Source organism: Paenirhodobacter sp., from assembly GCF_047600745.1.
Lineage (GTDB): Bacteria > Pseudomonadota > Alphaproteobacteria > Rhodobacterales > Rhodobacteraceae > Rhodobacter.
On the sequence record NZ_JASGKI010000002.1, the window covers coordinates 166,487 to 187,890 of the forward strand.

At 67.5% G+C, this 21,404-nt stretch carries 19 protein-coding genes and 1 pseudogene; 9 read left to right on the forward strand and 11 right to left on the reverse strand.

Annotation, left to right across the window (positions count from 1 at the left end; translation table 11 throughout):
* Positions 1–168: 168 nt before the first annotated feature.
* Positions 169–2,838 carry a cation-transporting P-type ATPase gene (locus QM789_RS05250; RefSeq protein ID WP_420350915.1) on the forward strand — a complete coding sequence of 890 codons (2,670 nt, stop codon included), beginning with the start codon at positions 169–171 and terminating at the stop codon, positions 2,836–2,838.
* Positions 2,839–2,915: 77 nt separating this feature from the next.
* Complete coding sequence (locus QM789_RS05255) at positions 2,916–4,253, forward strand: esterase-like activity of phytase family protein (RefSeq protein ID WP_420350916.1); 1,338 nt, start codon at positions 2,916–2,918, stop codon at positions 4,251–4,253.
* A gap of 95 nt (positions 4,254–4,348) precedes the next feature.
* On the opposite strand, the gene QM789_RS05260 is transcribed toward QM789_RS05255, so the two are convergent.
* Entirely contained in the window at positions 4,349–6,454 is a 2,106-nt protein-coding gene (locus QM789_RS05260) for a TonB-dependent receptor domain-containing protein (protein ID WP_420350917.1), read from the reverse strand.
* A 190-nt stretch (positions 6,455–6,644) separates the two neighbouring features.
* Here QM789_RS05260 and QM789_RS05265 point away from each other — a divergent pair, with 190 nt between their 5' ends.
* A complete protein-coding gene (locus QM789_RS05265; protein WP_420350918.1) occupies positions 6,645–7,445 on the forward strand; it encodes a response regulator in 801 nt (266 codons plus the stop codon).
* A 125-nt stretch (positions 7,446–7,570) separates the two neighbouring features.
* Positions 7,571–8,089: pseudogene (locus QM789_RS05270) on the forward strand (hypothetical protein); the annotation flags it as partial.
* Positions 8,090–8,338: 249 nt separating this feature from the next.
* Here the strand turns inward: QM789_RS05270 and QM789_RS05275 are convergent.
* From QM789_RS05275 to QM789_RS05305, 7 genes are all read right to left on the reverse strand, one after another.
* Positions 8,339–8,911 carry a hypothetical protein gene (locus QM789_RS05275; protein ID WP_420350919.1) on the reverse strand — a complete coding sequence of 191 codons (573 nt, stop codon included), beginning with the start codon at positions 8,909–8,911 and terminating at the stop codon, positions 8,339–8,341.
* On the reverse strand, positions 8,833–9,735 hold the full coding sequence (locus QM789_RS05280; RefSeq protein WP_420350920.1) for a hypothetical protein: 903 nt from the start codon (positions 9,733–9,735) through the stop codon (positions 8,833–8,835). The genes QM789_RS05275 and QM789_RS05280 overlap by 79 nt, the downstream gene beginning before the upstream one ends.
* A gap of 46 nt (positions 9,736–9,781) precedes the next feature.
* Positions 9,782–10,069 (reverse strand): hypothetical protein, encoded by a 288-nt coding sequence (locus tag QM789_RS05285; protein WP_420350921.1) that lies wholly within the window; start codon positions 10,067–10,069, stop codon positions 9,782–9,784.
* Positions 10,015–10,350 carry an HD domain-containing protein gene (locus QM789_RS05290; protein WP_420350922.1) on the reverse strand — a complete coding sequence of 112 codons (336 nt, stop codon included), beginning with the start codon at positions 10,348–10,350 and terminating at the stop codon, positions 10,015–10,017. The genes QM789_RS05285 and QM789_RS05290 overlap by 55 nt, the downstream gene beginning before the upstream one ends.
* On the reverse strand, positions 10,344–10,502 hold the full coding sequence (locus QM789_RS05295) for an HD domain-containing protein (RefSeq protein WP_420350923.1): 159 nt from the start codon (positions 10,500–10,502) through the stop codon (positions 10,344–10,346). The genes QM789_RS05290 and QM789_RS05295 overlap by 7 nt, the downstream gene beginning before the upstream one ends.
* Before the next feature lie 331 nt (positions 10,503–10,833).
* Positions 10,834–13,236, reverse strand: a complete 2,403-nt coding sequence (locus QM789_RS05300; RefSeq protein WP_420350924.1) for an ATP-binding protein — start codon at positions 13,234–13,236, stop codon at positions 10,834–10,836.
* On the reverse strand, positions 13,226–13,990 hold the full coding sequence (locus tag QM789_RS05305) for a substrate-binding periplasmic protein (protein ID WP_420350925.1): 765 nt from the start codon (positions 13,988–13,990) through the stop codon (positions 13,226–13,228). The genes QM789_RS05300 and QM789_RS05305 overlap by 11 nt, the downstream gene beginning before the upstream one ends.
* A 171-nt stretch (positions 13,991–14,161) precedes the next feature.
* Here QM789_RS05305 and QM789_RS05310 point away from each other — a divergent pair, with 171 nt between their 5' ends.
* The 4 genes from QM789_RS05310 to QM789_RS05325 are packed head-to-tail and all read left to right on the forward strand — an operon-like array spanning position 14,162 to position 17,386.
* Positions 14,162–14,995, forward strand: coding sequence for a transporter substrate-binding domain-containing protein (locus QM789_RS05310; protein ID WP_420350926.1), 834 nt, complete (start codon positions 14,162–14,164; stop codon positions 14,993–14,995).
* Between the two features lie 12 nt (positions 14,996–15,007).
* On the forward strand, positions 15,008–15,760 hold the full coding sequence (locus tag QM789_RS05315; protein ID WP_420350927.1) for an amino acid ABC transporter permease: 753 nt from the start codon (positions 15,008–15,010) through the stop codon (positions 15,758–15,760).
* Complete coding sequence (locus QM789_RS05320) at positions 15,750–16,625, forward strand: amino acid ABC transporter permease (RefSeq protein WP_420350928.1); 876 nt, start codon at positions 15,750–15,752, stop codon at positions 16,623–16,625. The genes QM789_RS05315 and QM789_RS05320 overlap by 11 nt, the downstream gene beginning before the upstream one ends.
* An 11-nt stretch (positions 16,626–16,636) precedes the next feature.
* Entirely contained in the window at positions 16,637–17,386 is a 750-nt protein-coding gene (locus tag QM789_RS05325) for an amino acid ABC transporter ATP-binding protein (RefSeq protein ID WP_420350929.1), read from the forward strand.
* An 81-nt stretch (positions 17,387–17,467) separates the two neighbouring features.
* Here QM789_RS05325 and QM789_RS05330 read toward each other — a convergent pair whose 3' ends face one another.
* A complete protein-coding gene (locus tag QM789_RS05330; protein ID WP_420350930.1) occupies positions 17,468–18,355 on the reverse strand; it encodes a LysR family transcriptional regulator ArgP in 888 nt (295 codons plus the stop codon).
* An 88-nt stretch (positions 18,356–18,443) separates the two neighbouring features.
* On the opposite strand from QM789_RS05330, the gene QM789_RS05335 reads away from it, so the two are divergent.
* Positions 18,444–19,046: a LysE/ArgO family amino acid transporter gene (locus QM789_RS05335; protein WP_420350931.1), complete on the forward strand. Its 603-nt coding sequence runs from the start codon at positions 18,444–18,446 to the stop codon at positions 19,044–19,046.
* A gap of 28 nt (positions 19,047–19,074) precedes the next feature.
* Here QM789_RS05335 and QM789_RS05340 read toward each other — a convergent pair whose 3' ends face one another.
* Both QM789_RS05340 and QM789_RS05345 read right to left on the reverse strand, forming a co-directional pair.
* Positions 19,075–20,661 (reverse strand): FGGY-family carbohydrate kinase, encoded by a 1,587-nt coding sequence (locus QM789_RS05340; protein ID WP_420350932.1) that lies wholly within the window; start codon positions 20,659–20,661, stop codon positions 19,075–19,077.
* Between the two features lie 3 nt (positions 20,662–20,664).
* Positions 20,665–21,390 (reverse strand): SDR family oxidoreductase, encoded by a 726-nt coding sequence (locus QM789_RS05345; RefSeq protein ID WP_420351149.1) that lies wholly within the window; start codon positions 21,388–21,390, stop codon positions 20,665–20,667.
* Positions 21,391–21,404 lie beyond the last annotated feature (14 nt).

Genomic DNA, 21,404 nt, shown 5'->3' on the forward strand with positions numbered 1-21,404 from the left:
GGTTCTGCTTCCTGACGCGGGTGTCCATATCGTGTTAGGGATCTGCCCGATCCTCCGTCCGGCCCGGTTGGGGGCGGCAGCGGTGCTTCGTCGCATGGTTGCGCGGCGCAGGGGATGGCCCAATGGGAAACCGGCCGGCGACGGCGAAAACGACGCAGGGAAGACAGGATGCGCCACGACAGCACGATCGCGACACTGGAAAACACGGCTCATGCGCGCCCGGCAGAAGATGTCCTGGCCCAGGCGGGATCCGGGCCGCAGGGCCTTTCGCCCGATGACGCCGCCAGCCGATTGCGCAGCCACGGCCCCAACGCCCTGCCCGAAGCGCGCCGCCGCCCGGCGTTCCTGCGCTTCCTGTCACAGTTCAACAATGCGCTGATCTATTTCATGCTGGCCGGGGCGGCGGCGGCGGCGGCGCTTGGGCATATGGTCGATGCCGGGGTAATCTTGGCGGTGGTGATCGTCAATGCGGTGGTCGGCTTCTTGCAGGAGGGCAAGGCCGAGGATGCGCTCTCGGCGATCCGCAACATGATCGCGCCCCGGGCCTCGGTGCTGCGCGGCGGGGTGCGGATTTCCGTACCGATGGCGGAGCTGGTGCCCGGCGACGTCGTGCTGATCGAGGCGGGCGACCGCGTGCCCGCCGACCTGCGGCTGATCCAGGCGCGCAGCCTGCTCATCGACGAGGCGCTGCTGACCGGCGAATCCGTGGCGAGCGAGAAGCACACCGATCCGGTGGCCGAAAATGCGGCCCTTGGCGACCGGGTGTCGATGGCGTTTTCGGGCACGCTGGTCGCGGCGGGACAGGGCGCGGGCGTCGTGGTGGCCACCGGCCTTGGCACCCAGATCGGCCAGATCAGCCGGATGCTGGGCGAGGTCGAGGTGCTGGAAACCCCGCTGCTGCGGCAGATCAACCGCTTCGGCAAGCGGTTCACGCAGGTCGCCTTCGTCGGCGCGGCGGTGCTGTTCGTCTTTGCGGTGACGCTGCGCGGTTTCGGCTGGGAAGAGGCGCTGACGGCGGTGGTGGCGCTGGCGGTGGGGCTGGTGCCCGAGGGGCTGCCTGCCGTGATCACCATCACCCTCGCCGTGGGGGTGCAGCGGATGGCGGCGCGCCGCGCGGTGGTGCGCCACCTGCCGGCGGTCGAAACGCTGGGCGCGACCTCGGTGATCTGTTCGGACAAGACCGGCACGCTGACCCGCAACGAAATGACGGTGCATCGCGTCATCACGCGCGCGGGCGAAGTGCTGGTCGAAGGCGGCGGCTATGACCCGGGCGATGTGCGGATCGCGGCGGATGCGGAACTGATCCGCGCCGCGCTGCTGTGCAACGATGCGACCTTGCGGCAGAAGGAGGGCGTCTGGGTCGCGGAGGGCGACCCGATGGAGGGCGCGCTGGTGACGCTGGCGATGAAGGCCGGATGCGATCCGCAGGTCGAGCGCGCCGCCTGGCCCCGGCGCGACACGATCCCCTTCGACGCCGCCCATCGCTTCATGGCAACGCTGCACGAGGGGCCGGATGGCGCGCGGGTCGCGCTGGTGAAGGGCGCGCCGGAGCGGGTGCTCGACATGTGCGCGGTGGAGGTGACCGGCGCACCGCTGGAGCGTGGCTTCTGGGACGAGCGGATCGCGGCAGCGGCGGCCGGGGGCGAACGGGTTCTGGGCTATGCGCTGCGGATCATGCCGCCGGAGACGGATGAAATCGGCTTTGGCGATGTGGCGCAGGGGCTGGTGTTCCTCGGCCTCACCGGCTTCATCGACCCGCCCCGGCCCGAGGCGGTGCGCGCCATCGCCGAATGCCGCTCCGCCGGGATTTCGGTGCGGATGATCACCGGCGACCATGCCGCCACCGCCGCCGCCATCGCGCGGCAACTGGGGCTGGCCGAGGCGCCCGAGGTGCTGACGGGGCAGGAACTCGACGCGCTGGCGGAGGGCGATTTCCGCGACGCCGTGCGCCGCACCCATGTCTTTGCCCGCACCAGCCCCGAACATAAACTCCGCATCGTGCAGGCGCTTCAGGCCGATGGGCTGATCGTCGCGATGACCGGCGACGGGGTGAACGACGCCCCCGCGCTGAAACAGGCCGATGTCGGCGTGGCGATGGGGATCAAGGGCACCGAAGCCGCGAAGGAAGCCGCGCAGATGGTGCTGATGGACGACAATTTTGCCTCCATCGTCGCGGCAGTGCGCGAGGGCCGCACCGTCTTCGACAATATCCGCAAGGTGGTCGGCTGGACCCTGCCGACGAACGGCGGCGAGGCGCTGGCGGTGATCATCGCCATCCTCGCGGGCTTTACCATGCCGATGTCGCCGGTGCAGATCCTGTGGATCAACCTGATCCTGGCGGGGACGCTGGGCCTTGTGCTGGCGTTCGAGCCGCCGGAGCCCGGGGTGATGAACCGCCCGCCGCGCCGCGCCGATGCCGGGCTGCTGACGCCGTTTCTGGTGTGGCGGATCTTCTTCGTCTCGGTGCTCTTCGCGGCGCTGTCGCTCGGGCTGTTCTTCTGGGCGCTCGGGCAGGGGCGGGATCTGGAAACCGCGCGAACGATGGTGGTCAACCTGCTGGTGGTGCTGGAAATCTTCTACCTGTTCGCGGTGCGCTACCTGCATATGACCTCGTTCACGCTGACCGGGGTGAAGGGCACGGGGCCGGTTCTGGGCGCGATCGCGGTGGTGGTGGTGGCGCAATTCGCCTTTACCTACCTGCCGGTGATGAACACGCTCTTCGGCTCGCGCCCGCTCGGGCTGTGGGACGGGGTGCTGATCGTGGCGATCGGGGCCGGGTCGCTGGTACTGCTTGAGATCGAAAAGCACTTCCTGCGCCACCGGTTCGAGCAGGATTAAGAAACTGTCACGGCGCTGCAAAGGGACTGTCATATCCGGGGCGTAGGCGCGAGGCGCATCTACGACAGGAGAACGACATGCGTCTTTGCAGCGCCCTCATCCTCGCCGCGCTGGCGGGTTCAGCCCAGGCGGAAGAGGTCTTTCCGGCCAGGCTCGCCGGACATGCCCATCTGCCCGCGCTGACCCTGATCGCCCCGCCCGACGACGCGCCGCGCGACCTGTGGGTCTCGGGCAAATTCACCGGCAAGGCGCGCAACGACGCCCCGATGACGGTGATGGGCACGGTGGGCAAGGATTACGGCGACCATCCGACCGGAATTTCCCTCCCCTTCATCGGCCAGCCGGTTCAGGGCATGTCCGGCTTCGCGATGAACCGCGCCGGGGACGGCAGCATCTTCACCCTCACCGATAACGGCTTCGGCACGAAGGCGAACAGCCCGGATGCGATGCTGTTCTTCCACCGCATGACGCCCGACTTCGCCACCGGCACGGTCACCCGGCACGAGAGCGTCTTCCTGCGCGACCCGGACCGCAAGGTGCCCTTCCGCATCGCCAATGAAGGCACCGCGAGCCGCTACCTTACCGGCGCCGATTTCGACCCGGAAAGCATCCAGTATCTGAACGGCGAAATCTGGATCGGCGACGAATTCGGGCCCTATGTGCTGCGCGTGGCACTGGATGGGCGGGTGCTGGACGTCTTCCCGACGCTGCTCGACGGCACGGTTCTGCGCGGGCCGGACACCCCCGGCGTCACCGTGCCCGCCGTGCCGGGCGTGGATTTCCGGGTGCAGCGTTCGGGCGGATACGAGGGGATGGGCCTGCAACCGAAGACCGGGCTGCTCTGGGCGATGCTGGAAAAGCCGCTGCTGGTCGAAGGCGGGACGGAGGGCGATTTCCTGCGCGTCATGACCTTTGACACCGCGGGCAAGGCCTGGACCGGGAACAGCTATAAATTCAAGCTCTCCGAGGGCGCGAAGGCGATCGGCGATTTCAACTTCATCGACGATACCCGCGCGCTGGTGATCGAGCGTGACAATGGCGAGGGGGATGCCGCGCGCGCCTGTGCCGAGGGCGCGGACAAGGCCGCCTGCTACCCGATCCCGGCGCGGGTGAAGAATATCGTGCTGGTCGATACCGCCCGGGTGGATGCCGACGGCTATCTGCACCGGATCGGCCATATCAACCTGCTCGACATCGCGGATCCGCAGGGCAAGGCGCTGCCCGGCACGAAACCCGCCGAAGGGCCCTTCACCTTCCCGTTCTTCACCATCGAGGACGTCATGCGGGTGGATGAGACGCATATCCTCGTCGCCAACGACAACAACCTGCCGTTCTCCGGCGGGCGCGAGATCGGCACCGCGGCGAACAACGAGTTCATCCTGCTGTCGGTGCCCGAACTGCTGAGCGCGAAATAAGCAAAACCCGCGCGCAGGGACCTGCGCGCGGGTTGTTCCCTGGCCGGGCGGAAGGCGGTTCACCTTCTGGTTCAGGGTCGGCCCTGCGGGTGATTTCAGACAGCGCGGCCGATGGGCCGGGGGCGGACCCCCGGCGTCATGCTCAGAACCGGGTGGTCAGCCCGAGCCAGACCATCCGGCTGTCGATGGTCGTCTTCGAGTTCGTTGTAGGACGGCTCTTCGTCGAACAGGTTATAGACCGCGACGCCGATCTGCGCGCTTTCGTTCACCTGATAGTTCATGCCGACATCGACGGTGGTATAGGGGTCATATTTGTACCCCGTCACGCCATTGCCGAAGTTGACGGGCGTGCCCTGATTACCGATCCGCAGCCCGGCGGCCTTCTCCTCGCCGTGATAGTTGACCGCGCCCCAGAGGCTCATGTTCTCCATCACATCGGCGAAATCGGCGCGCAGGCTCGCCATATGCTCGGGCGTCCGGGCCAGCGGCGCACCCTTGTATTCGCCCGACTTCTGCTCCGACTTGGTGTAGGTGTAGCTGCCGCGCAGCGACAGCCGGTCCGTCGCATGCCATTGCCCGGTCAGTTCCACGCCGCTGATCTCGGCCTTGTCCACGTTCTTGTTGTAATACACCCGGCGGTAATAGTCCTTGCCGTCAAAGCTCGACCGGTATTTCGGCCCGTCGGTCCATTCCTCGTTGGTGATGAGCTGGGTCAGCTTGTCGTCGAACTTGGTGTGGAACACCGTCGCGCTCGCATTCCAATCCCCGGCGTCATAGAAAACGCTGAGTTCATAGTTCTTGGTTTTTTCCGGCTTCAGGTTCGGATCGCCCAGAATGACGCCGCAGCGGTTTTCGATCAGCGTCGCATCGCGCGAGGCACAGCCCGCCCCGCCCGTGGTATAGGCATAGCCCCGGGTCGTGGTGCGGATGTCGGGGGCGCGGAAGCCCGCCGAATAGCCGCCCTTCACCGTCAGGTTCGGCGCCGCATCCCACACACCATAAAGCCGCGGGGTCCAGTGCCCGTCATATTCGCTGTGGTGGTTGTAGCGCAGCCCGCCGGTCAGCCGGAACGTGTTGGTGATGGCGAATTCGTCCTCAAGGAACAGCGCCCATTGCCGGTTGCTGTAGGTATGATCGAGCCCGTCGCCCAGCCCGGGGTTCTGGTCCTCAAGCTCGGTCTTGATGATCTGGCCGCCGTAGACCAGATTGTGCTGGCCACCCGCGACGGGCGAGTTCAGCTTGAAATCCAGAACGGTGTTGGTCACTTCCGGCGAGCGCGGGTTCTCGGCCCCGGCGGCGAAGGAGGTCCGCTCCCCGACTTCGCGCGACAGCGACACTTCGGAAGACCCGAAGGACCAGTCGCCCTTGTGGGTCAGGCCGATGTTCTTCCGGGTATGCTTGCTTTCGTTGTCGGAGTTTTCCGAATCGGTCTTGATCTCGTTCGTGCCGAGTTGCAGTTCGACCGTCTGCCGGTCGGTCGGCGTCCAGACGAATTTCGCCCCCGCCTCGCGCTGCGTCTGCGCATCGCGGCCATCGGTCAGGTCCGGGCGGTCCTTGCGCTCGCCCCGGTCGAGGTAGCGCACCCAGGCCTGCATGCCCAGCTTGTTTTCGATCAGCGGGCCGCTGATGAAGGCCGAGACCTGATTGCGGGAACTGTCATATTCGTCATCCGTCGGGATCGAGGTATCGACGCGCACCTCCCCGCTCCAGACGTCGGAGACCTTCTTGGTGATTACGTTGATCACCCCGCCCATCGCGTCGGAGCCATAGAGCGAGGACATCGGCCCGCGCACCACTTCGATGCGTTCGATGGCCGAGATCGGCGGAATGAAGCTCTGCTCGAAACCGGCATTGCCGTTGGTGCGCGCGTCGCGCGTGGACTGCCGTTTGCCATCGACGAGGATCAGCGTGTATTGGCCCGGGAGCCCGCGGATATAGATGTCTTCTTCGCCCGCGACCCCGGTCACCGCGACGCCCTGCGTTTCCTTGAGCGCGTCGGTCAAGTTGGTGAAGGAGCCTTTTTCAAGCTCTTCGGCGGTGACGACGGTCACGCTGGCGGGGGCTTCGCGCACCGTTTGTTCGATACCGGCGGCCGTGACCACGATCGTGTCCAGAACCGTCTCTTCCTGTGCCAGCGCGGTCAGGGGCATGCCGAAGATCGCCGTGGTGCAAAGGAGGGCGCGGAGGGGAGGATAACGCATCACTGTTCCTTGAAGGAGGCCAAACATTGACAGACTAAAACCGTCATGTTTTTCACGATGTCAACAAAAATTGTCATGTTCTGATCGGCGCGGCATGGACCGTTGCACAAAGGCACAACCCGCCCGTTGACGGCACCATCCTCCCCGCTTTACGGGATGCCGGACGGTTCGTCCGGAAGACGGGGGGGAGATGGACAATCTGAAGCGCAACCTGCCGCCGTTGACCAGTCTTCTGGCCTTCGAGGCGGCGGCCCGGCTGGGCAGTTTCTCGGACGCGGCGCGGGAGCTGAACGTCACCCGCGAGGCGGTGAGCCGACAGATCCGCGCGCTGGAGACGCATCTGGGCCTGTCGCTGTTCGCGCGCGGGGCGAATGCGACGCAGCTACAGCCGACCGGGCAGCGCTATTACGAAACCCTCTCGGCGGCCTTCGGCGCCGTCGCGCGCGAAACGCAGGCCCTGCGCGGCGGACAGGCGGACCCGGCCCCGGTCGAACCGCTCGACCCGGCGGAGGATCAGCCGCTCATTCTGGTGGTGGACGACCTGCCGGGGAATATCCGCCGCCTGTATGACGTGCTGCGCGGGCAATATCAGGTGGTCGCGCAGACCGATCCGATGGTGGCTCTGGGCTGGCTGCTCAACGGCGGGCGGCCCGATCTGATCATGCTGGATGTGCGGATGGCGGGGATGGATGGCTATGCGCTGTGCCGCCGGATCCGGTCGGAGCCGGGGTTCGACCGGGTGCCGATCCTGTTCCTGACCAGTCTCGATTCCACCGATGACGAGACCGAGGGCTTTGCCGCCGGGGCGAACGACTACATCGCGCGGCCCTTCGTCCCCGCGATCCTGCTGGCCCGGATACAGGCGCAGATCGACCTGCGCCGCACCACCGCCATGCTGGAGGATCTGCTGCAACGGCGGGCCGACCGGCTGGAGCGGATGGAAGCCGCCCTGCGCGGGATTCAGAGTCAGATCGCGGAACTGGACGGCTGAAGCGGGCGCAGGATGCCCGCCGCCCCGGCGAAATCCAGCCGGTCGAGCGCCATGTCGAAGCCGCATGTCATGGCCGTCCAGCGCGGCGCGGCAATCGTCCACCGCCGGGGGTGAACTCGCTGCCGGTGTCGGGTGTCCGGTCCGAGTTTGGGATTTATCCAGGCACTCCCCATGATGGTCACGCCCTTGCCCCGGTGCTGGACCAGACCGACACGAGGCCCGACCTCGCAGTGGTGGACCGCGGCTATCTCGGGCATGGCGTCGAGACCGCCCGTGTCCGGATCAGCGGCCAGCAGCGCGGTATCACTCCGGTGCTGGCGAAACTCCTCAAGCGACGAAGCGCCATCGAGCCGGAAATCGGGCACATGAAATCAGACGGCAGATTGGCCAGATGCCCCGGTTCGGTGACGCCATCTTCGTTCGGCCGATCGCTTGAACCAGTGGCGCGATACGCCTCACGGCTCTGCGCCTGCGGCCACAACATCCGCAAGATCCCCGCCCATCTCAGGGATCTTTGGTCACTCGTTGTCCGCTGGTTCATCCCCGCGTATGCGGGGAACAGTCGCGTGTCAACACAAATGCTGTCCCTTCTCATACTCTACCCATTCTCAGTTATTATTCTTCTTTTGCTGATGCTTAATTGAAGGCAAGGTCACTGCGCCCGATCAGTTCATCCCCACAAATGCGAGGAACAGATTACTCCGAGGTCACCCCCGTTGTAACGCACCTGTTCATCCTCGCCAGTGTGGGAAAGCACGTCCATCACTTGCAATCAGGCTATCTGAGGCCCCACCGGCGCGGGGAGCAGGCGCCCGGTCTCTACATCACGCGGTCGCTGTCAGGTTCATCCCCACGCGTACGGGGAACATGTTAGCTCGACCCAATCTTACGGATCATCCCCGCACAGCCGGGGGATCCCAAAGCAGGCCCGAACTCTCCGAATAACGCAACCCCTCGCAAATCCCGCCATCCTCACCCACCGGGCAGACCGTCACCGCCGCGCGGCGCCAGTCGGGCCAGTCGCGGGTGGCGACCACGATCTCGGGCGCCGTCTGATCCGGCAAAGGCAGCCGCCCCAGCCGCACCCTGTCCGCCGAGACCTCGGAAAGCTGCCACAGGTCCGGCACCGCCTCCTCGCCCTGCGCCCAGGGCAACAGCCCGCCCTCGCCCCGGCGGGCCAGCGCCAGCGTGCGGGTCTCCCGCCCCAGCCGGGTGGGATAGCGGGTGTCATCCGCCCCCGCCGCGCCCTGCCGATAGCCCACGGCAAAATCCACGACATTCTGGTCACCCAGCGAGCGGCGGGCATAGCCCTCTCCGATCCGCTCCTGCTCGGCGGCGTCCAGAACCGGCGGGACGGGGGCGGCCCCGTCGCCATGCACGGCCTCGATCAGGTCGCGCAGCGCGGAGGGCGCATTGATCTCGCCACGCCGGAACAGCAGGTCGGCGGTGCGCCATTGATCGGGCAAGGGATAGCCCCATGCGCCACCCTCCAACACCTGATGCAGCCAGCGGGTATCCGGCACGTCGGAAGGATCGGGGGAGACGACATGCAGCACAGGCGCGGGAACGCCTGCGGACGCTCCGCCATGTGGCGCCACAGCCGCCCGGCCCGCTGGATGAGCGCGGCCATCGGGGCGAGGTCGGGAACCATGACATCGAAGTCCAGATCGAGACTGGATTCGACCACCTGCGTCGCCACCAGCACCCTTCCCGCGCGCCCTTCCCCGTTCCGGCCAAAGCGCGCCAGTTCCGCAGCCTCGATCCGCTTGCGGTCGCACAGCGCGAAACGGGCATGCAGCAACGACGCCTTCACCCCCCACGCCCGTAGCAGGTCCACGGCGGCGATCGCATCGTCCACGGCATTGCGCACCCAGACACAGGCCGCCCCGGCACCCGCCGAACGTACCAGCAGATCGGCGGCGGCCCCGGCATCCGGCAGGCGCGCGACCTTGACCACGCCCTTGGGGCTGGGGGTGGCAGCGCAGGCACGCCGGGGATGGTCAGCGCAGGATAGGCCCGGCCGTCGCCCACGGCCCAATCCCGACCCGCCCCCTGCGCAAAGGCCCGCGTCAGCCGGGCACGGGTAATTCACCGGCAGGGTGGCCGTCAGCAATATGGCCGAACCGCCCTGCGCGGCATGGGCCTGCAACAGCCGCTCCAGCAGGACCGCCATGTATCCATCCCCGGAGATCTCATGCGCTTCATCGACAATCAGGATCTTCGACGACACCCCCCAGAGCCGCAGCGCCGAGAACCGCGCCCGCATCACCGCCAGCAGCGCCTGATCCACCGTCCCGATCCCCACATCGGCCAGCAGCGCGCGGCGGCGGTCGTCGTCACCTCGCGCTTGTCGCCGTCCGCATTGCTGTCGCTGCCACGATGGAAACGCAAATCGCAAAACGGCACCGACAACCCGGCGCGGCCATGGGCCAGCACCAGCGCAGGATTTTCCAGCAGCCGCCCGACGACTTGCGAGGCGCCACGAACATCGCATCCGCCGTCGCCATCGTCGGCAGCGCGAGGAACAGACCCCGCCCTTTGCCCGCCAGCAGCATCCGCTGAGCGAGGATCAGTGCCGCTTCGGTCTTGCCAGCGCCGGTTTCGTCCTCGATGAAGGCCAGCATCGGGCCGTCGGGCAAGGGCGCGGAGGCCACCATCGCCTGCATCGGGCGCAGGGCGAAATCGAAAAGCGCGCCGTCACTGGAAAGCTGCCCGCGACGCCCGCCTTCGGCACATGGCGCGCGGCAGCCTCCCGCGCCAGCGCGAGGTAGTCGGCAAGCGGCAGGTCACCCGCCCGCGCCGGGAACCAGTCCGCGTTCGAGCCGATCCAGTCCGCCGCCGTGGTCAATCCGGCCAGCCACCACGACAGCCGCGTTGCCTCGATCTCATCCAGCGCGATCAGCAAGGTGAAGCCGCCTTCCACCTGCCCGGAAACGGGCTGTCCCGCAGCAACCGCTCGACCACCGCCGCCACATCGAGCATGTGATAGAGGGCGGGATGCTCCGGCCCGCCGCCGCGTCCGCTTTTCCCGGGCCAGTGCAACAAATGAGAATCCATAGAAGCCCCTGCCCAAAGGAAACCGTTCAAACCCGCCCGAACAGCGTCACAGGAAGGCACGTCTGTCCAGTTTCAGCATGCGCACCGGAGTCCGTCCGCGATCGCATTGCGCAGCCACAGATGCGCAGGATCGCCACTGCGCCGTCATGCCAGACCTGAATGAAAGGAGATGAAGGTATCGAGAAGGCCGGATCATGGGCGCAGAAGGCAGGGGCCTTGCGGGCGACGGTCAGACCCAAGCCCATGACATAGGCCAATCTGGTCATGCCACTCGAAACCGGCGAAACTCAGGTTTTCGCCCGGGCAAATCCCGGATTCTACCGGTTCTCTCTCAGAAATTCATAGCAATATCAATACGTTGATTTTCCTTCAAACCCAAATCCGTCCCGGACTCCACATCGGGGGTGGGCAGCGCCGCCGCCAGCCGCGCCAGTGCCGCCCGCACCCGCCCCGGATCCGGCGGATCAAGGCGCACCGCATGGGCCAGATCCAGCGCGCCGACCTGCAACGCCCCACCCCGGATCGCATGCAGCGCCGGGCCCGGGTCATCGCCGCAGCGGTCCAGCATGTCCCGCCATTCGACAATTTCCGCAGGCAGCAGCGACAGCCACCCCCGCCGCAGCCCCGCATCCGGCCCGGTCAGCGGCGCGATCACCGGGGGTAGCACCTCGCTCACCGTGCGGATCAGCGCGTCGAGCGACAGCGGCTTTGGCAAAAACGCCGCGAAGCCCGCCGCGGCACAGGCGGCGCGGGTCTCGGCCGAGACATCGGCGCTGGAGGCGATCACGGGGAGGGTGGTCGCGCCGATTGCGCGCAGGGTGCCGAAGCCATCCATCCCCGGCATGTGCAGATCGGTGATGACCGCATCGGGCTGTGCGCGCGCCAGATGCTCCACCGCCGCCGCGCCCCCCGCCACCGCCACGACCTGCGCCCCTGCCTGCCGCAGCAGCGACTCCAGAACCGAGCGGTTCAGATCCCGGTCCTCGACGATCAGGATCAGCCGCCCGGCCAGCGCGGTATCCCGCGGCCCGGCGGCGGGGGTGCCGCTTCCGGCAAGGATGCCGTCGCGCAGGGCGGAATAGGTCAGCGCGCGCGGCAGCGGCAACGGCGCCCGCCCGGGAGAGAGCAGCGCCAGCCCCGCCCCCTGCGCCACGACCCGCACCGGCCCGGCCTGAACCCCGAGCCGCGCGGCCATGCGGTCGATCCGGGCGGCGGTGCGGGCGGGCAGCCCATCGCACAGGGTGGCACCCGGCCCGGGCGCGTCGCCCTCCGCCCGCAGGGGCAGATCCAGCATGAACAGGCTGCCCCGTCCGGGAAGGCTGCGCAGGTGCAGCCGCCCGCCCATGGCCTCGGCCATCTGCCGCGCGATCGTGAGGCCGAGCCCGGTGCCCGAAACCGCGCGGGTGGTCGATGTGTCGATCTGGGTGAAGGGGTCGAACACCGCGCCCTGCCGCTCTGCCGGGATGCCGGGGCCGGTGTCGGCGAGCTGAAACCGCAGCCCCCCGGCCCGGCGCAGCACCCGCAGCCGAAGCCCACCCCGGGGGGTGAACTTGACCGCGTTGCTGGTGAGGTTGAGCAGGATCTGCGCGATCTTCTGCCGGTCGCCGGTCAGGGTTTCGGGCACATCCGGCGCGACGTCCACCGCAAGCCGCAGCGGCTTCGCCCCGATCAGCGCCCAGCCCTGCACGATCACGTCATCCATCAGCGGCATCAACCCGAAGGGCGCGGAGGTGACCGCCATCCGCCCGGCTTCGAGCTTCGACAGGTCCAGAACATCGTCGATACTGCCCAACAGCAGCCGCGCGGCGGAGCGCATGTCGGTGACGTGCCGACGCTCCGGCGGGGCGAGGTCGGCGGCCAGCAGCAGGTCCGACAGCCCCGTGATCGCGTTCAGCGGCGTGCGCAGTTCGTGGCTCATATTGGCGAGAAAGGCGGATTTCGCGCGCGACGCGGCCTCGGCATCGTTGCGCGCGACGATGAGTTCCTGCGTGCGGCGTTCCACCTCGTCCTGCAAATGGTCGCGGTAGCGTTCGATCTCGGCAAAGCTGCGGGTGAACTCCATCGCCAGTTCGCCGATTTCATCGGTGCGGTTCGGCGGCAGCAGCCGCGCGAGGCTGCCGCGCCGCTGCACCCCCCGGCCAAGCGCCTCAAGCGGCACGATGATCCGCCGCCGCAGCAGGACGTAAAGCAGCGCCGCCGTCAGCAGCGTTTGCAGCACCGTCAGCGCGATGATCCCCAGAGCCTGCCGCCAGAACGCCTCGAACAGCGGCGCCTGGGTCAGCCCGACATCGAGCCGCGCCATCGGCGTGCCGTCGCGCGGATTGGGCAGCGGCAGGACGGTCTGCCCGGCCGTCTGGTCCGGACCGAGGAACCAGCCCAGCGGCCCCGGCACGGGCGGCTCCCCCTCCGCCCCGGCCCACAGATCGCCGATCCCCGCCAGCCGCAGTTCCTGCGCCGGCAGGGTCAGGTCCGTGATCGACAGGTTCCGGATCAGCGGCTCCTCGGCCAGCCGCGTCAGGATCGACTGCACCGCATCGGTATCCACCTGCCAATAGGCGTGCGACAGTTGCGGCAGCGCGGAATAGAGCAGCCGCTCGACATTGCCGCGCGCGGTTTCGGCCTCGCGGCGAAAGCCGATCACCGCGCTGGCGCCGCCAAGGCTGATGCCCGTGGCGATACAGATCGCGGCCCCCGCCAGCACGATCCCGCGCGCGAGGCTGGTTCTATCCGGCATCGTCATCCTCTCCATAGCGGCGCAGGATGGCGGACACGGTGCCCCCGGCATGCAGCCGCTCCAGTTCGCGTTGCAGCCTGCGGCCCCGGTCCAGCCCCACCGGATTGCGGTGAAACGCCAGATAGCGCCCCTCGCGGAACAGCGGCACCGGCAGCACCCGCAGCGCCTGATCCATGCCGAGACCGCCGATCACATGGCGCGCATTCGCCCGGCCCATGAGGACGACATCCACCCGCCCGAGCACCAGCTTGCGCAGGCTGACGCGTTCATCGGGCGACACCTCGCGCACGAAGTGATCCGCGCGGTCGAAAGCCTCGAAATAGGTGAAGCCGCGCACCACGCCGACGCGCAGGCCGCGCAGACCCTCCAGCCGGACCCCCCGGGCAAAGGGCGCACCCACGCGGGTGACGGCGACGATCACGGTATCCCGGATCGGCCCGACCATGCGCCATTTGCGCGCCCGCTCCGCGGTGGGGGTCAGCTGGAACAGGCCATCCTCCGGGCTGTTGTCAAAGGCCAGAATCGCGCGCCGCCACGGCAGGGCCACATAGTCGAGCCCGACGCCGAGCGCCCCCGCCGCCCGGTCGAGGATGTCCACGTCGATGCCCTGAAACCGGCCGCCGGACATGTAGCTGTAGGGCGGGAAATCCTCCATCGCGTAAAGCCGCCAGCGTTCCTGCCCCGCCCGCAGGACGGCCGGAGCACAGAGTCCGATGAAAAAACCACCAACCATCCGCCGACGCGCAGGGTTCATCCTCACTGCCCCCCCTCTCCACGGGCCGCAAAAGCCCTGACAGGGCAAGGGTATCCGCGCCGCGATCCTGATGGGCGGGAAAATTATTGCCCTCCGGGGCAAGATTATTTCCGTTCATCAATACCGCACGGAGTTGTTACCGAACAGGGATAACAAGACTGGGAGTTCCTCATGAAGAATGCGCTGATCGCGGCCCTGACCGCCTCCGTCGCCCTTGCGCCGCTCGCCGCCGCCGCCGAATCCTGCAAGAACGACGGGCTGAAGAAGATCCTCGCCGCGGGCAAGGTCGTGGTGGGCGTGAAGGCCGATTACAAACCCTTCGGCTACCGCGACACCGACGGCAAGATCATCGGTCTGGAAATCGACCTGGCGCAGAAGCTGGCCGATACGCTGGGTGTCACGCTCGAAACCGTGCCGGTGATCGCGTCGAACCGGATGCAGTTCCTGCAACAGGGCCAGACCGATGTGATGATCGCCACGATGACCGACACGCTCGACCGGCGCGAGATGGTGGGCATCAAGGGGCCGAACTACTACGCCTCGGGCACCGCCGCGCTCACGCCGAAGGCGCTGAAGCTGACAAAATGGGAAGAGCTGAAGGGCAAGCCGGTCTGCGGGATCCAAGGGTCGTTCTACCTGCAAAAGGTCGAACAGGTCTATGGCGGCACCATCGTCGCCTTCGGCAATGCCGCCGAGGCGAAGCAGGCGCTGCGCGACAAGAAGTGCATGGCCTATGTCTATGACGACACCACCATCGGCGCCGATTACGCCGCGGGCGGCTGGGACGATTTCGAAATGTCGCTGCCGATCGAGGATTTCACCCCCTGGGGCCTGGCCGTTGCTAAGCCCGAGGAAAACTGCGCCCTCGGCGAGATCGTGTCCGGCCTGCAATACGCCTGGCACCGCGACGGCACGCTGATCGCGCTCGAAAAGAAATGGGGCGTCACGCCGAGCCCCTTCCTGACCGAGATGCACGACCGCCTGGCCGATCCGCTGGCGAAATAAGGACAGGTGCCGATGACCGCGATACAGGACTTCTTCCGGGAGCTTGCGGCCAGTTCGCCGCATTGGAACTTCATCTGGCTCTATGACGACCATCAGATGAAACGGGTCTTGACGGGCCTGTGGATGACGGTGGAACTGAGCCTGTTCTGCCTGGTGTTCTCGGTGGTCATCGGCATTGTCGGGGCCTGGGCGCAGGGGGCGAAAAGCCGCCTGCTGCGCGGGGCGGTGGCGGCCTATGTGCAGTTCTTCCGCAACACGCCGCCGCTGCTGCAACTGCTCTTCTTCTACTTCGCGCTCGGCCAGTTCACGCCGAGCTACAGCCCCGATGGCTGGCTGGAGGTGCCGATCATCTCGAACGTCGGCTGGGCGATCATTTCGCTGTCCTTCTTTGCCGGGGCGTTCAACATCGAAATCTTCCGCGCCGGGATCGAAGCCGTGCCGAAGGCCACGCTGGAGGCGGCGGAGTCGCTCGGCATGAGCCGCTGGCTGACCTATACCGACATCGTGCTGCCGCTGGCGTTCCGGGTATCGCTGCCCGCGCTGAACGCCAATCTGGTCAATCTGGTGAAGACGACCAATCAGGCCTTCGCCATCGCGGTGCCGGAGCTGCTGTATCAGGCGGTGTCGATCTGGAACGATTACCCCTCGGCGCAGAATCCGACGATGCTGCTGTTGATGGTCTGTTATCTCGGCCTCGTGGGGCTGCTGTCGCTCGGCATGAGCGGCTGGGAACGCAAGGTGAGGATCCCCGGCTATGGCGCCTAAGTTTTCCATTCCTACCGCGCCGGGCGCGATGCCGGTGCTGCTGCCGTTCCGGATGCGCGGCCCCGCCGCCGATCCGTTCGGAACGCTGCGGTTTCTGGCCGCGATCCCGTGGCGCTGGCTGCTGGCCATGGTGGCGCTCTGGCCCGCCATCGCCTTCGCGCAATCGGGCGTGGCGGCGGAGGGCGCCTACCGGATCCTTATGCGCTGGATCCCGTTCCTGTTCACGCAGGGCTTCCTGTTCAACGTGGTGATCTCGGTGCTGGCGATGGCGCTCGGCACGCTGGTCGGGGCCTTTGCCGGGCTCGGGCTGATCGCGCGGAACCGGATGCTGCGCGGGGCGGTGCAGGTCTATGTCAGCTTCTTCCGCAATGCGCCGTGGCTCGTGCTGCTGTTCATCATCCTGCTGGCGTTCCCGTTTGAAATCAGGGCCTTCGGCACCACGATCCCGCTGCCCGGCTGGATCAAGACGGTGATCGGCCTTGCCCTGCCGGTCTCGGCCAACGTGGCCGAAGTGGTGCGCGGCGCGGTGCAATCCGTCCCCACCGCGCAGTGGGAAGCATCGGAATCGCTCGCCTTTTCGCGCCGCCAGACGGTGTGGCAGATCATCTTGCCGCAATGCGTCAAGCGGATGCTGCCGCCGTGGATGAACTGGTATGCCATCGTCACCATGTCCACGCCGCTGTGCTCGCTGCTGGGCGTGGGGGAAATCATCAGCCTGACCCGGCAGGCGATGGAGGCCGAGGGCAACAGCCCCGAACTGCTGATCCCGTTCTACGGCTTCGTGCTGCTGCTGTTCCTGCTCTATTGCTATCCGATCGCCCTGCTGACGCAGCGGCTTGAGCGCCGCTTCGCGGTGAAACTCTGAAAGGTGCCGTCATGACTCAATGGACCCCGGACCAGCCCATCGTCCGCATTCGCGACGTCCACAAATCCTTCGGCCCGGTCGAGGTGCTCAAGGGCATCAGCCTCGATGTGATGAAGGGCGAGGTGATCTGCATCATCGGGCCTTCGGGTTCGGGAAAATCGACGCTGATCCGCTGCATCAACGCGCTCAATGACATCCAGCAGGGCTCGATCCAGGTCGAGGGGCAGGAAGTCCATGTCGATCACCTCGACAAGCTCGCGCTGCGGCGCAAGGTCGGCATGGTGTTCCAGCAATACAACCTGTTCCCGCACAAGACCGCGTTGCAGAACGTGATGATGGCGCCGGTGAAGGTGCTGAAGGAAAACAAGGCCGAGGTCGAAACCCGCGCCCGCGCCCTGCTGAAGAAGGTGCGGCTGGAGGGCAAGGAAGACCGCTACCCCGGCGAGCTTTCGGGCGGGCAGCAGCAGCGGGTGGCGATTGCGCGCTCGCTCGCCATGCGGCCCGACGTGATGCTGTTCGACGAGGTGACCGCCGCGCTCGACCCCGAGACGGTGAAGGAGGTTCTGGTCACGATCAAGGATCTGGCGGCGGAGGGGATGACCTGCATCCTCGTCACCCACGAAATGGGCTTTGCGCGCGAAGTGGCCGACCACGTTTATTTCACCGACAAGGGCGTGATCGTCGAACACGGGGCCCCGGCGGAATTCTTCGCCAACCCGCGTGACCCGCGCACGCAGAACTTCCTCAGCCAGGTGCTGTAAGCCCCCCGCCGGGGGCTGCGGTTCAGCTTCGGGCCCACGCAGGGGGGTGCGTCGTGCCATCTGCGCCCAGACTGGCCCCCCTCAGTCCAGCGTGGCCCGCGCCTGCTCCACCACGGCGCGGGTCAGGGCGGCGATGCTTCGGGCCGCCAGATGGCTGGTCTGCCAGAACAGCCCGACGTCCAGCGCCGACCCCGGCACCAGTTCGACCAGCCGCCCCGCGGCCAGATGGTCGCGCACCAGATGCGCCGGGTTCATCCCCCAGCCCATCCCGGCCAGCGCCGCCTCGACAAAACCCTGCGGCGTCGGCAGCCAATGGGTCGGGAAGCGCAGCGGATGGCCGAACCGGGCCCTAACCCACTGCTGTTGCAGGCGGTCCTTCTGGTCGAAGGTCAGCGCCGGAGCGGTGGCCAGCGCCTGCGCCGTCACGCCCTGCGGGAAATGGCGGCGGAGGAAATCCGGGCTGGCGGTGGCGTGGTAGCGCAGCCTGCCCAGCGGTTTCACCTGACAGCCCTGCACCGGCTTTTCCAGCGCGGTCACCGCCGCGATCACCCGCCCGCGCCGCAGCCAGTCGGCGGTGTGGTCCTGATCGTCCACGGCAATGTCGATAAGGCAGCCGCTTTCCCTCACAAAGGCCGCCACCGCCGGCAGGAACCAGGTGCCCAGACTGTCGGCATTGGTGGCGATATGCAGGGTGACCGGCTCGGCCTGCGTCCGGATCTGCGGAAACCGCTTGGCGAGATGCCCCTCCAGCAGCCCGACCTGCTCCATATGGCGGCACAGCCACGCCCCGGCATCCGTCGCGGCGCAGGGCGGGCCGCGGTCGATGAGGATCACGCCCAGACGGTCCTCCAGCCCCCGCACCCGCTGCGACACGGCGGAGGGCGTAACGCCCAGGGCCTTTGCCGCGCGCTCGAAACTGCCGGTCTGCACGACAAGCTGAACCGCGCGGGCGGCGGGATAGTCGATCATAAGCGCTGCTAATCCGAAGTTACTTCATTTAATTTTCCTAACCGACAGGTTTCGCCTAGGAAAGGCCCGTGTCAACAGGGGATCGGCCATGGTTTTCATCACCGGCATGATGACGGGGCTCGGCCTGATCGTGGCGATCGGGGCGCAGAATGCCTTCGTCCTGCGGCAGGGGCTGCGGGGGCAGCATGTGTTCTGGGTCTGCCTGAGCTGCGCGCTTTCGGATGCGGTGCTGATCGTGCTGGGCGTCACCGGCTTTGGCCGCATCGTGGCGTGGCTGCCGTGGATCGACCCGGTGATGCGGTTCGGCGGCGCGGCCTTCCTGATCTGGTATGGCGCGCGGAGCCTGCGTTCCGCCATCGCGCCGGGCGGGGCGCTGACGGTTTCGGAAACCGGGGCGCCGGAACCGCTGCGGAGGGTGCTGCTCACCTGCCTCGCGCTGACCTGGCTCAATCCGCATGTCTATCTGGATACGGTCGTGCTGCTCGGCACGATCTCGACGCAGTTCGAGGGGCAGAAGACCGCCTTCGCCAGCGGCGCGATTTCGGGTTCGTTCCTGTTCTTCTTCGCGCTCGGTTATGGCGCCGCCATGCTGCGGCCGGTCTTTGCGCGCCCGGCGAACTGGCGCCTCCTCGAAGGGGTCATCGCGCTGATGATGTGGGCGATCGCGCTGCGGTTGCTGTTCGGGGGGTGACGCCCCTCCCGCAGGAGGGGCCAAGGGGTCAGGGCAATTCCGCGCCCAGGGCCTGCAACCGCAGGAAAGCGTCGTAGCGCCGCGCGTGCAGGGCCGCGACCTCGCCGCCCTGCGGCTCGAAGCGACGCAGGGTGCGGGTCATGCCCGCCATTGCGGTTTCCATGTCGGCAAAGGCGCCCGAGGCCACGCCGCCGAGGATCGAGGCCCCCAGAAGAACCGGCTCCTCCGCCGCCGTCACCACCACGGGCTTGCCCGTCGCATCCGCGAGGATCTGCCGCACGAGGTCGAGCTGCCCCGCCCCGCCGCTGATCGCGATGGCCTCGACGGGGGCGCCCGCCTCCGCCTGCACCTCAAGGATCTGGCGCAGGCCATAGGCGACCCCGGCCAGCCCGGCGATGTAAAGGGACACGAGGCTGTCGATGTCGCTCTCCATCCCCAGCCCGGCGATCAGCGCGCGGGCATGCGGATCGGCATGCGGCGCGCGGTTGCCCAGAAACTCGGGCACGACATGCAGCCGCCCGGCCAGCCGGATCGCCTCGCCCTCTGTGCCCCGTGCGCTGGCCTGCGCCGCGAGCCAGACCGGCAGGGCCTGCCCGGCCTCCTCGGCGCGGGCGCGGGCCTCGGGCGTGGCGGGGTGCAGCGACAGCAACTGGTCGATCGCGGCGCCCGCGGCGGACTGCCCGCCCTCGTTCAGCCACAGCCCCGGCACCATCGCCGAATAGTAGGGCCCCCAGACGCCGGGCACGAAGACCGGATCGCGGGTGCTGGTCATGGTGCAGGACGAGGTGCCGAAGACATAGGCCATCACCTGCGTCGGATCGCCGATGCCCACGGTGCCGATGCCGCCTGCATGGGCGTCGATCATCCCCGCGCCCACCGCCGTTCCGGGCACGAGCCCGAGCGCGGACGCCGCCTCCGCCGTCAGCCCCTGCCCGAGCGGCGTGCCCGGCGCCACCACCTCGGTGCCGATCCGGGCAAAGCCTTCGTCGGCCAGCACGCCAAGGCCAACCTTGCGGAAGTAATCCGGATCCCAGCGGTTTTCATGCGCCAGATAGGTCCATTTGCAGGTCACCGTGCAGGTCGAACGCGCCCGGCTGCCCGTGGCCCGCCATGTCAGGAAATCGGCAAGGTCGAAGAAATCCGTGGCGCCGGCGAAAACCTCGGGGCGGTTCTCGGACAGCCACAGCAGTTTCGGCGTCTCCATCTCGGGCGAGATCCGCCCGCCGACATAGCGCAGCACCTCATGGCCCATGGCGTTGATCCGCTCGGCCTGAGTGATGGCGCGGTGGTCCATCCAGACGATGATGTTGCGCGCCGGATCGTCCGACGACACCGGCAGCGGGCCGGAGGGGCCCAGCACGACGAGCGAACAGGTGGCGTCAAAGCCGATCCCCGTCACCTCGCCGGGCGCGATGCCCGCCGCCGCCACGGCCTCGCGTACCGAGGCGCAGACCGCTTCCCAGATCTGCGCGCCGGATTGTTCGACGATGCCGCCCGCTTCGCGCCACATCGTGATCTCGCGCCGTGCCGTGCCCAGCATCCGGCCTTTCGTATCAAAGACCCCGGCCCGCGCGCTGCCCGTGCCGACGTCCACGCCGATCAGATACCCGCCCATGGCTTACAGATCGACGCTGTTGGGCAGGATCACCATGTCGCGGATCACCACGCCGCGCGGCCGGGTCAGCATGAAGACCACCGCCTCCGCCACTTCCTTCGGCTGCATCAGGCTGCCGTTGGCCAGCGCCTCCTCCATCTTGGCCTTGGGCCAGTCGTCGAGCAGCGCGGTCACCACCGGGCCGGGCAGCACGGCGCCCATGCGGATGCCGTATTGCGAGACCTGCCGCCGGGTGGTGTGCAAAAACGCCTGCACCGCGAATTTCGACGCGGTATAGATCGGCTCCCACACCACCGGCACCACACCCGCGACGGAGCTGGTGAACAGGATGTCGCCGGTCTTGCGCTCGATCATATAGGGCAGGACGGTGTTGACGCAGCGGAAGGCCGCGTTGATGTTCAGGTTCAGCATCCGGTCCCAGGCGTCCGGGTTCCCCTCCGCCGCCGGGCCGCCGATATAGGCGCCCGCATTGGCGTGAAAAATGTCGAGCCCCCCCGCCAGTTCGAGGATCCGCGGCAGCATCCCCGACACCTGCGGCCCGTCGAGCAGATCGACCACCAGCGGCAGCGCATTCGGGCCGATCTCGGCGCACAGCGCCTTCAGCCGGTCCTCGGCGCGGTCGATCAGCACGACCTTCGCCCCCGCGGCCACCAGATGCCGGGCGCATTCCAGCCCGATCCCCGATGCCGCGCCGGTGATGGCGGCAACTTTGCCTTGCAGCGATTTCAGCCATTTGACTTCTC

Bases quoted from the DNA above. Each gene is read 5' to 3' on its own strand.
- QM789_RS05250 (WP_420350915.1), top strand. From the start codon at position 169: ATGCGCCACGACAGCACGATCGCGACACTGGAAAACACGGCTCATGCG.
- QM789_RS05255 (WP_420350916.1), top strand. From the start codon at position 2,916: ATGCGTCTTTGCAGCGCCCTCATCCTCGCCGCGCTGGCGGGTTCAGCC.
- QM789_RS05260 (WP_420350917.1), bottom strand. From the start codon at position 6,454: ATGCGTTATCCTCCCCTCCGCGCCCTCCTTTGCACCACGGCGATCTTC.
- QM789_RS05265 (WP_420350918.1), top strand. From the start codon at position 6,645: ATGGACAATCTGAAGCGCAACCTGCCGCCGTTGACCAGTCTTCTGGCC.
- QM789_RS05285 (WP_420350921.1), bottom strand. From the start codon at position 10,069: ATGCTGGCCTTCATCGAGGACGAAACCGGCGCTGGCAAGACCGAAGCG.
- QM789_RS05295 (WP_420350923.1), bottom strand. From the start codon at position 10,502: ATGGATTCTCATTTGTTGCACTGGCCCGGGAAAAGCGGACGCGGCGGC.
- QM789_RS05300 (WP_420350924.1), bottom strand. From the start codon at position 13,236: ATGCCGGATAGAACCAGCCTCGCGCGCGGGATCGTGCTGGCGGGGGCC.
- QM789_RS05305 (WP_420350925.1), bottom strand. From the start codon at position 13,990: ATGAACCCTGCGCGTCGGCGGATGGTTGGTGGTTTTTTCATCGGACTC.
- QM789_RS05310 (WP_420350926.1), top strand. From the start codon at position 14,162: ATGAAGAATGCGCTGATCGCGGCCCTGACCGCCTCCGTCGCCCTTGCG.
- QM789_RS05315 (WP_420350927.1), top strand. From the start codon at position 15,008: ATGACCGCGATACAGGACTTCTTCCGGGAGCTTGCGGCCAGTTCGCCG.
- QM789_RS05320 (WP_420350928.1), top strand. From the start codon at position 15,750: ATGGCGCCTAAGTTTTCCATTCCTACCGCGCCGGGCGCGATGCCGGTG.
- QM789_RS05325 (WP_420350929.1), top strand. From the start codon at position 16,637: ATGACTCAATGGACCCCGGACCAGCCCATCGTCCGCATTCGCGACGTC.
- QM789_RS05330 (WP_420350930.1), bottom strand. From the start codon at position 18,355: ATGATCGACTATCCCGCCGCCCGCGCGGTTCAGCTTGTCGTGCAGACC.
- QM789_RS05335 (WP_420350931.1), top strand. From the start codon at position 18,444: ATGGTTTTCATCACCGGCATGATGACGGGGCTCGGCCTGATCGTGGCG.
- QM789_RS05340 (WP_420350932.1), bottom strand. From the start codon at position 20,661: ATGGGCGGGTATCTGATCGGCGTGGACGTCGGCACGGGCAGCGCGCGG.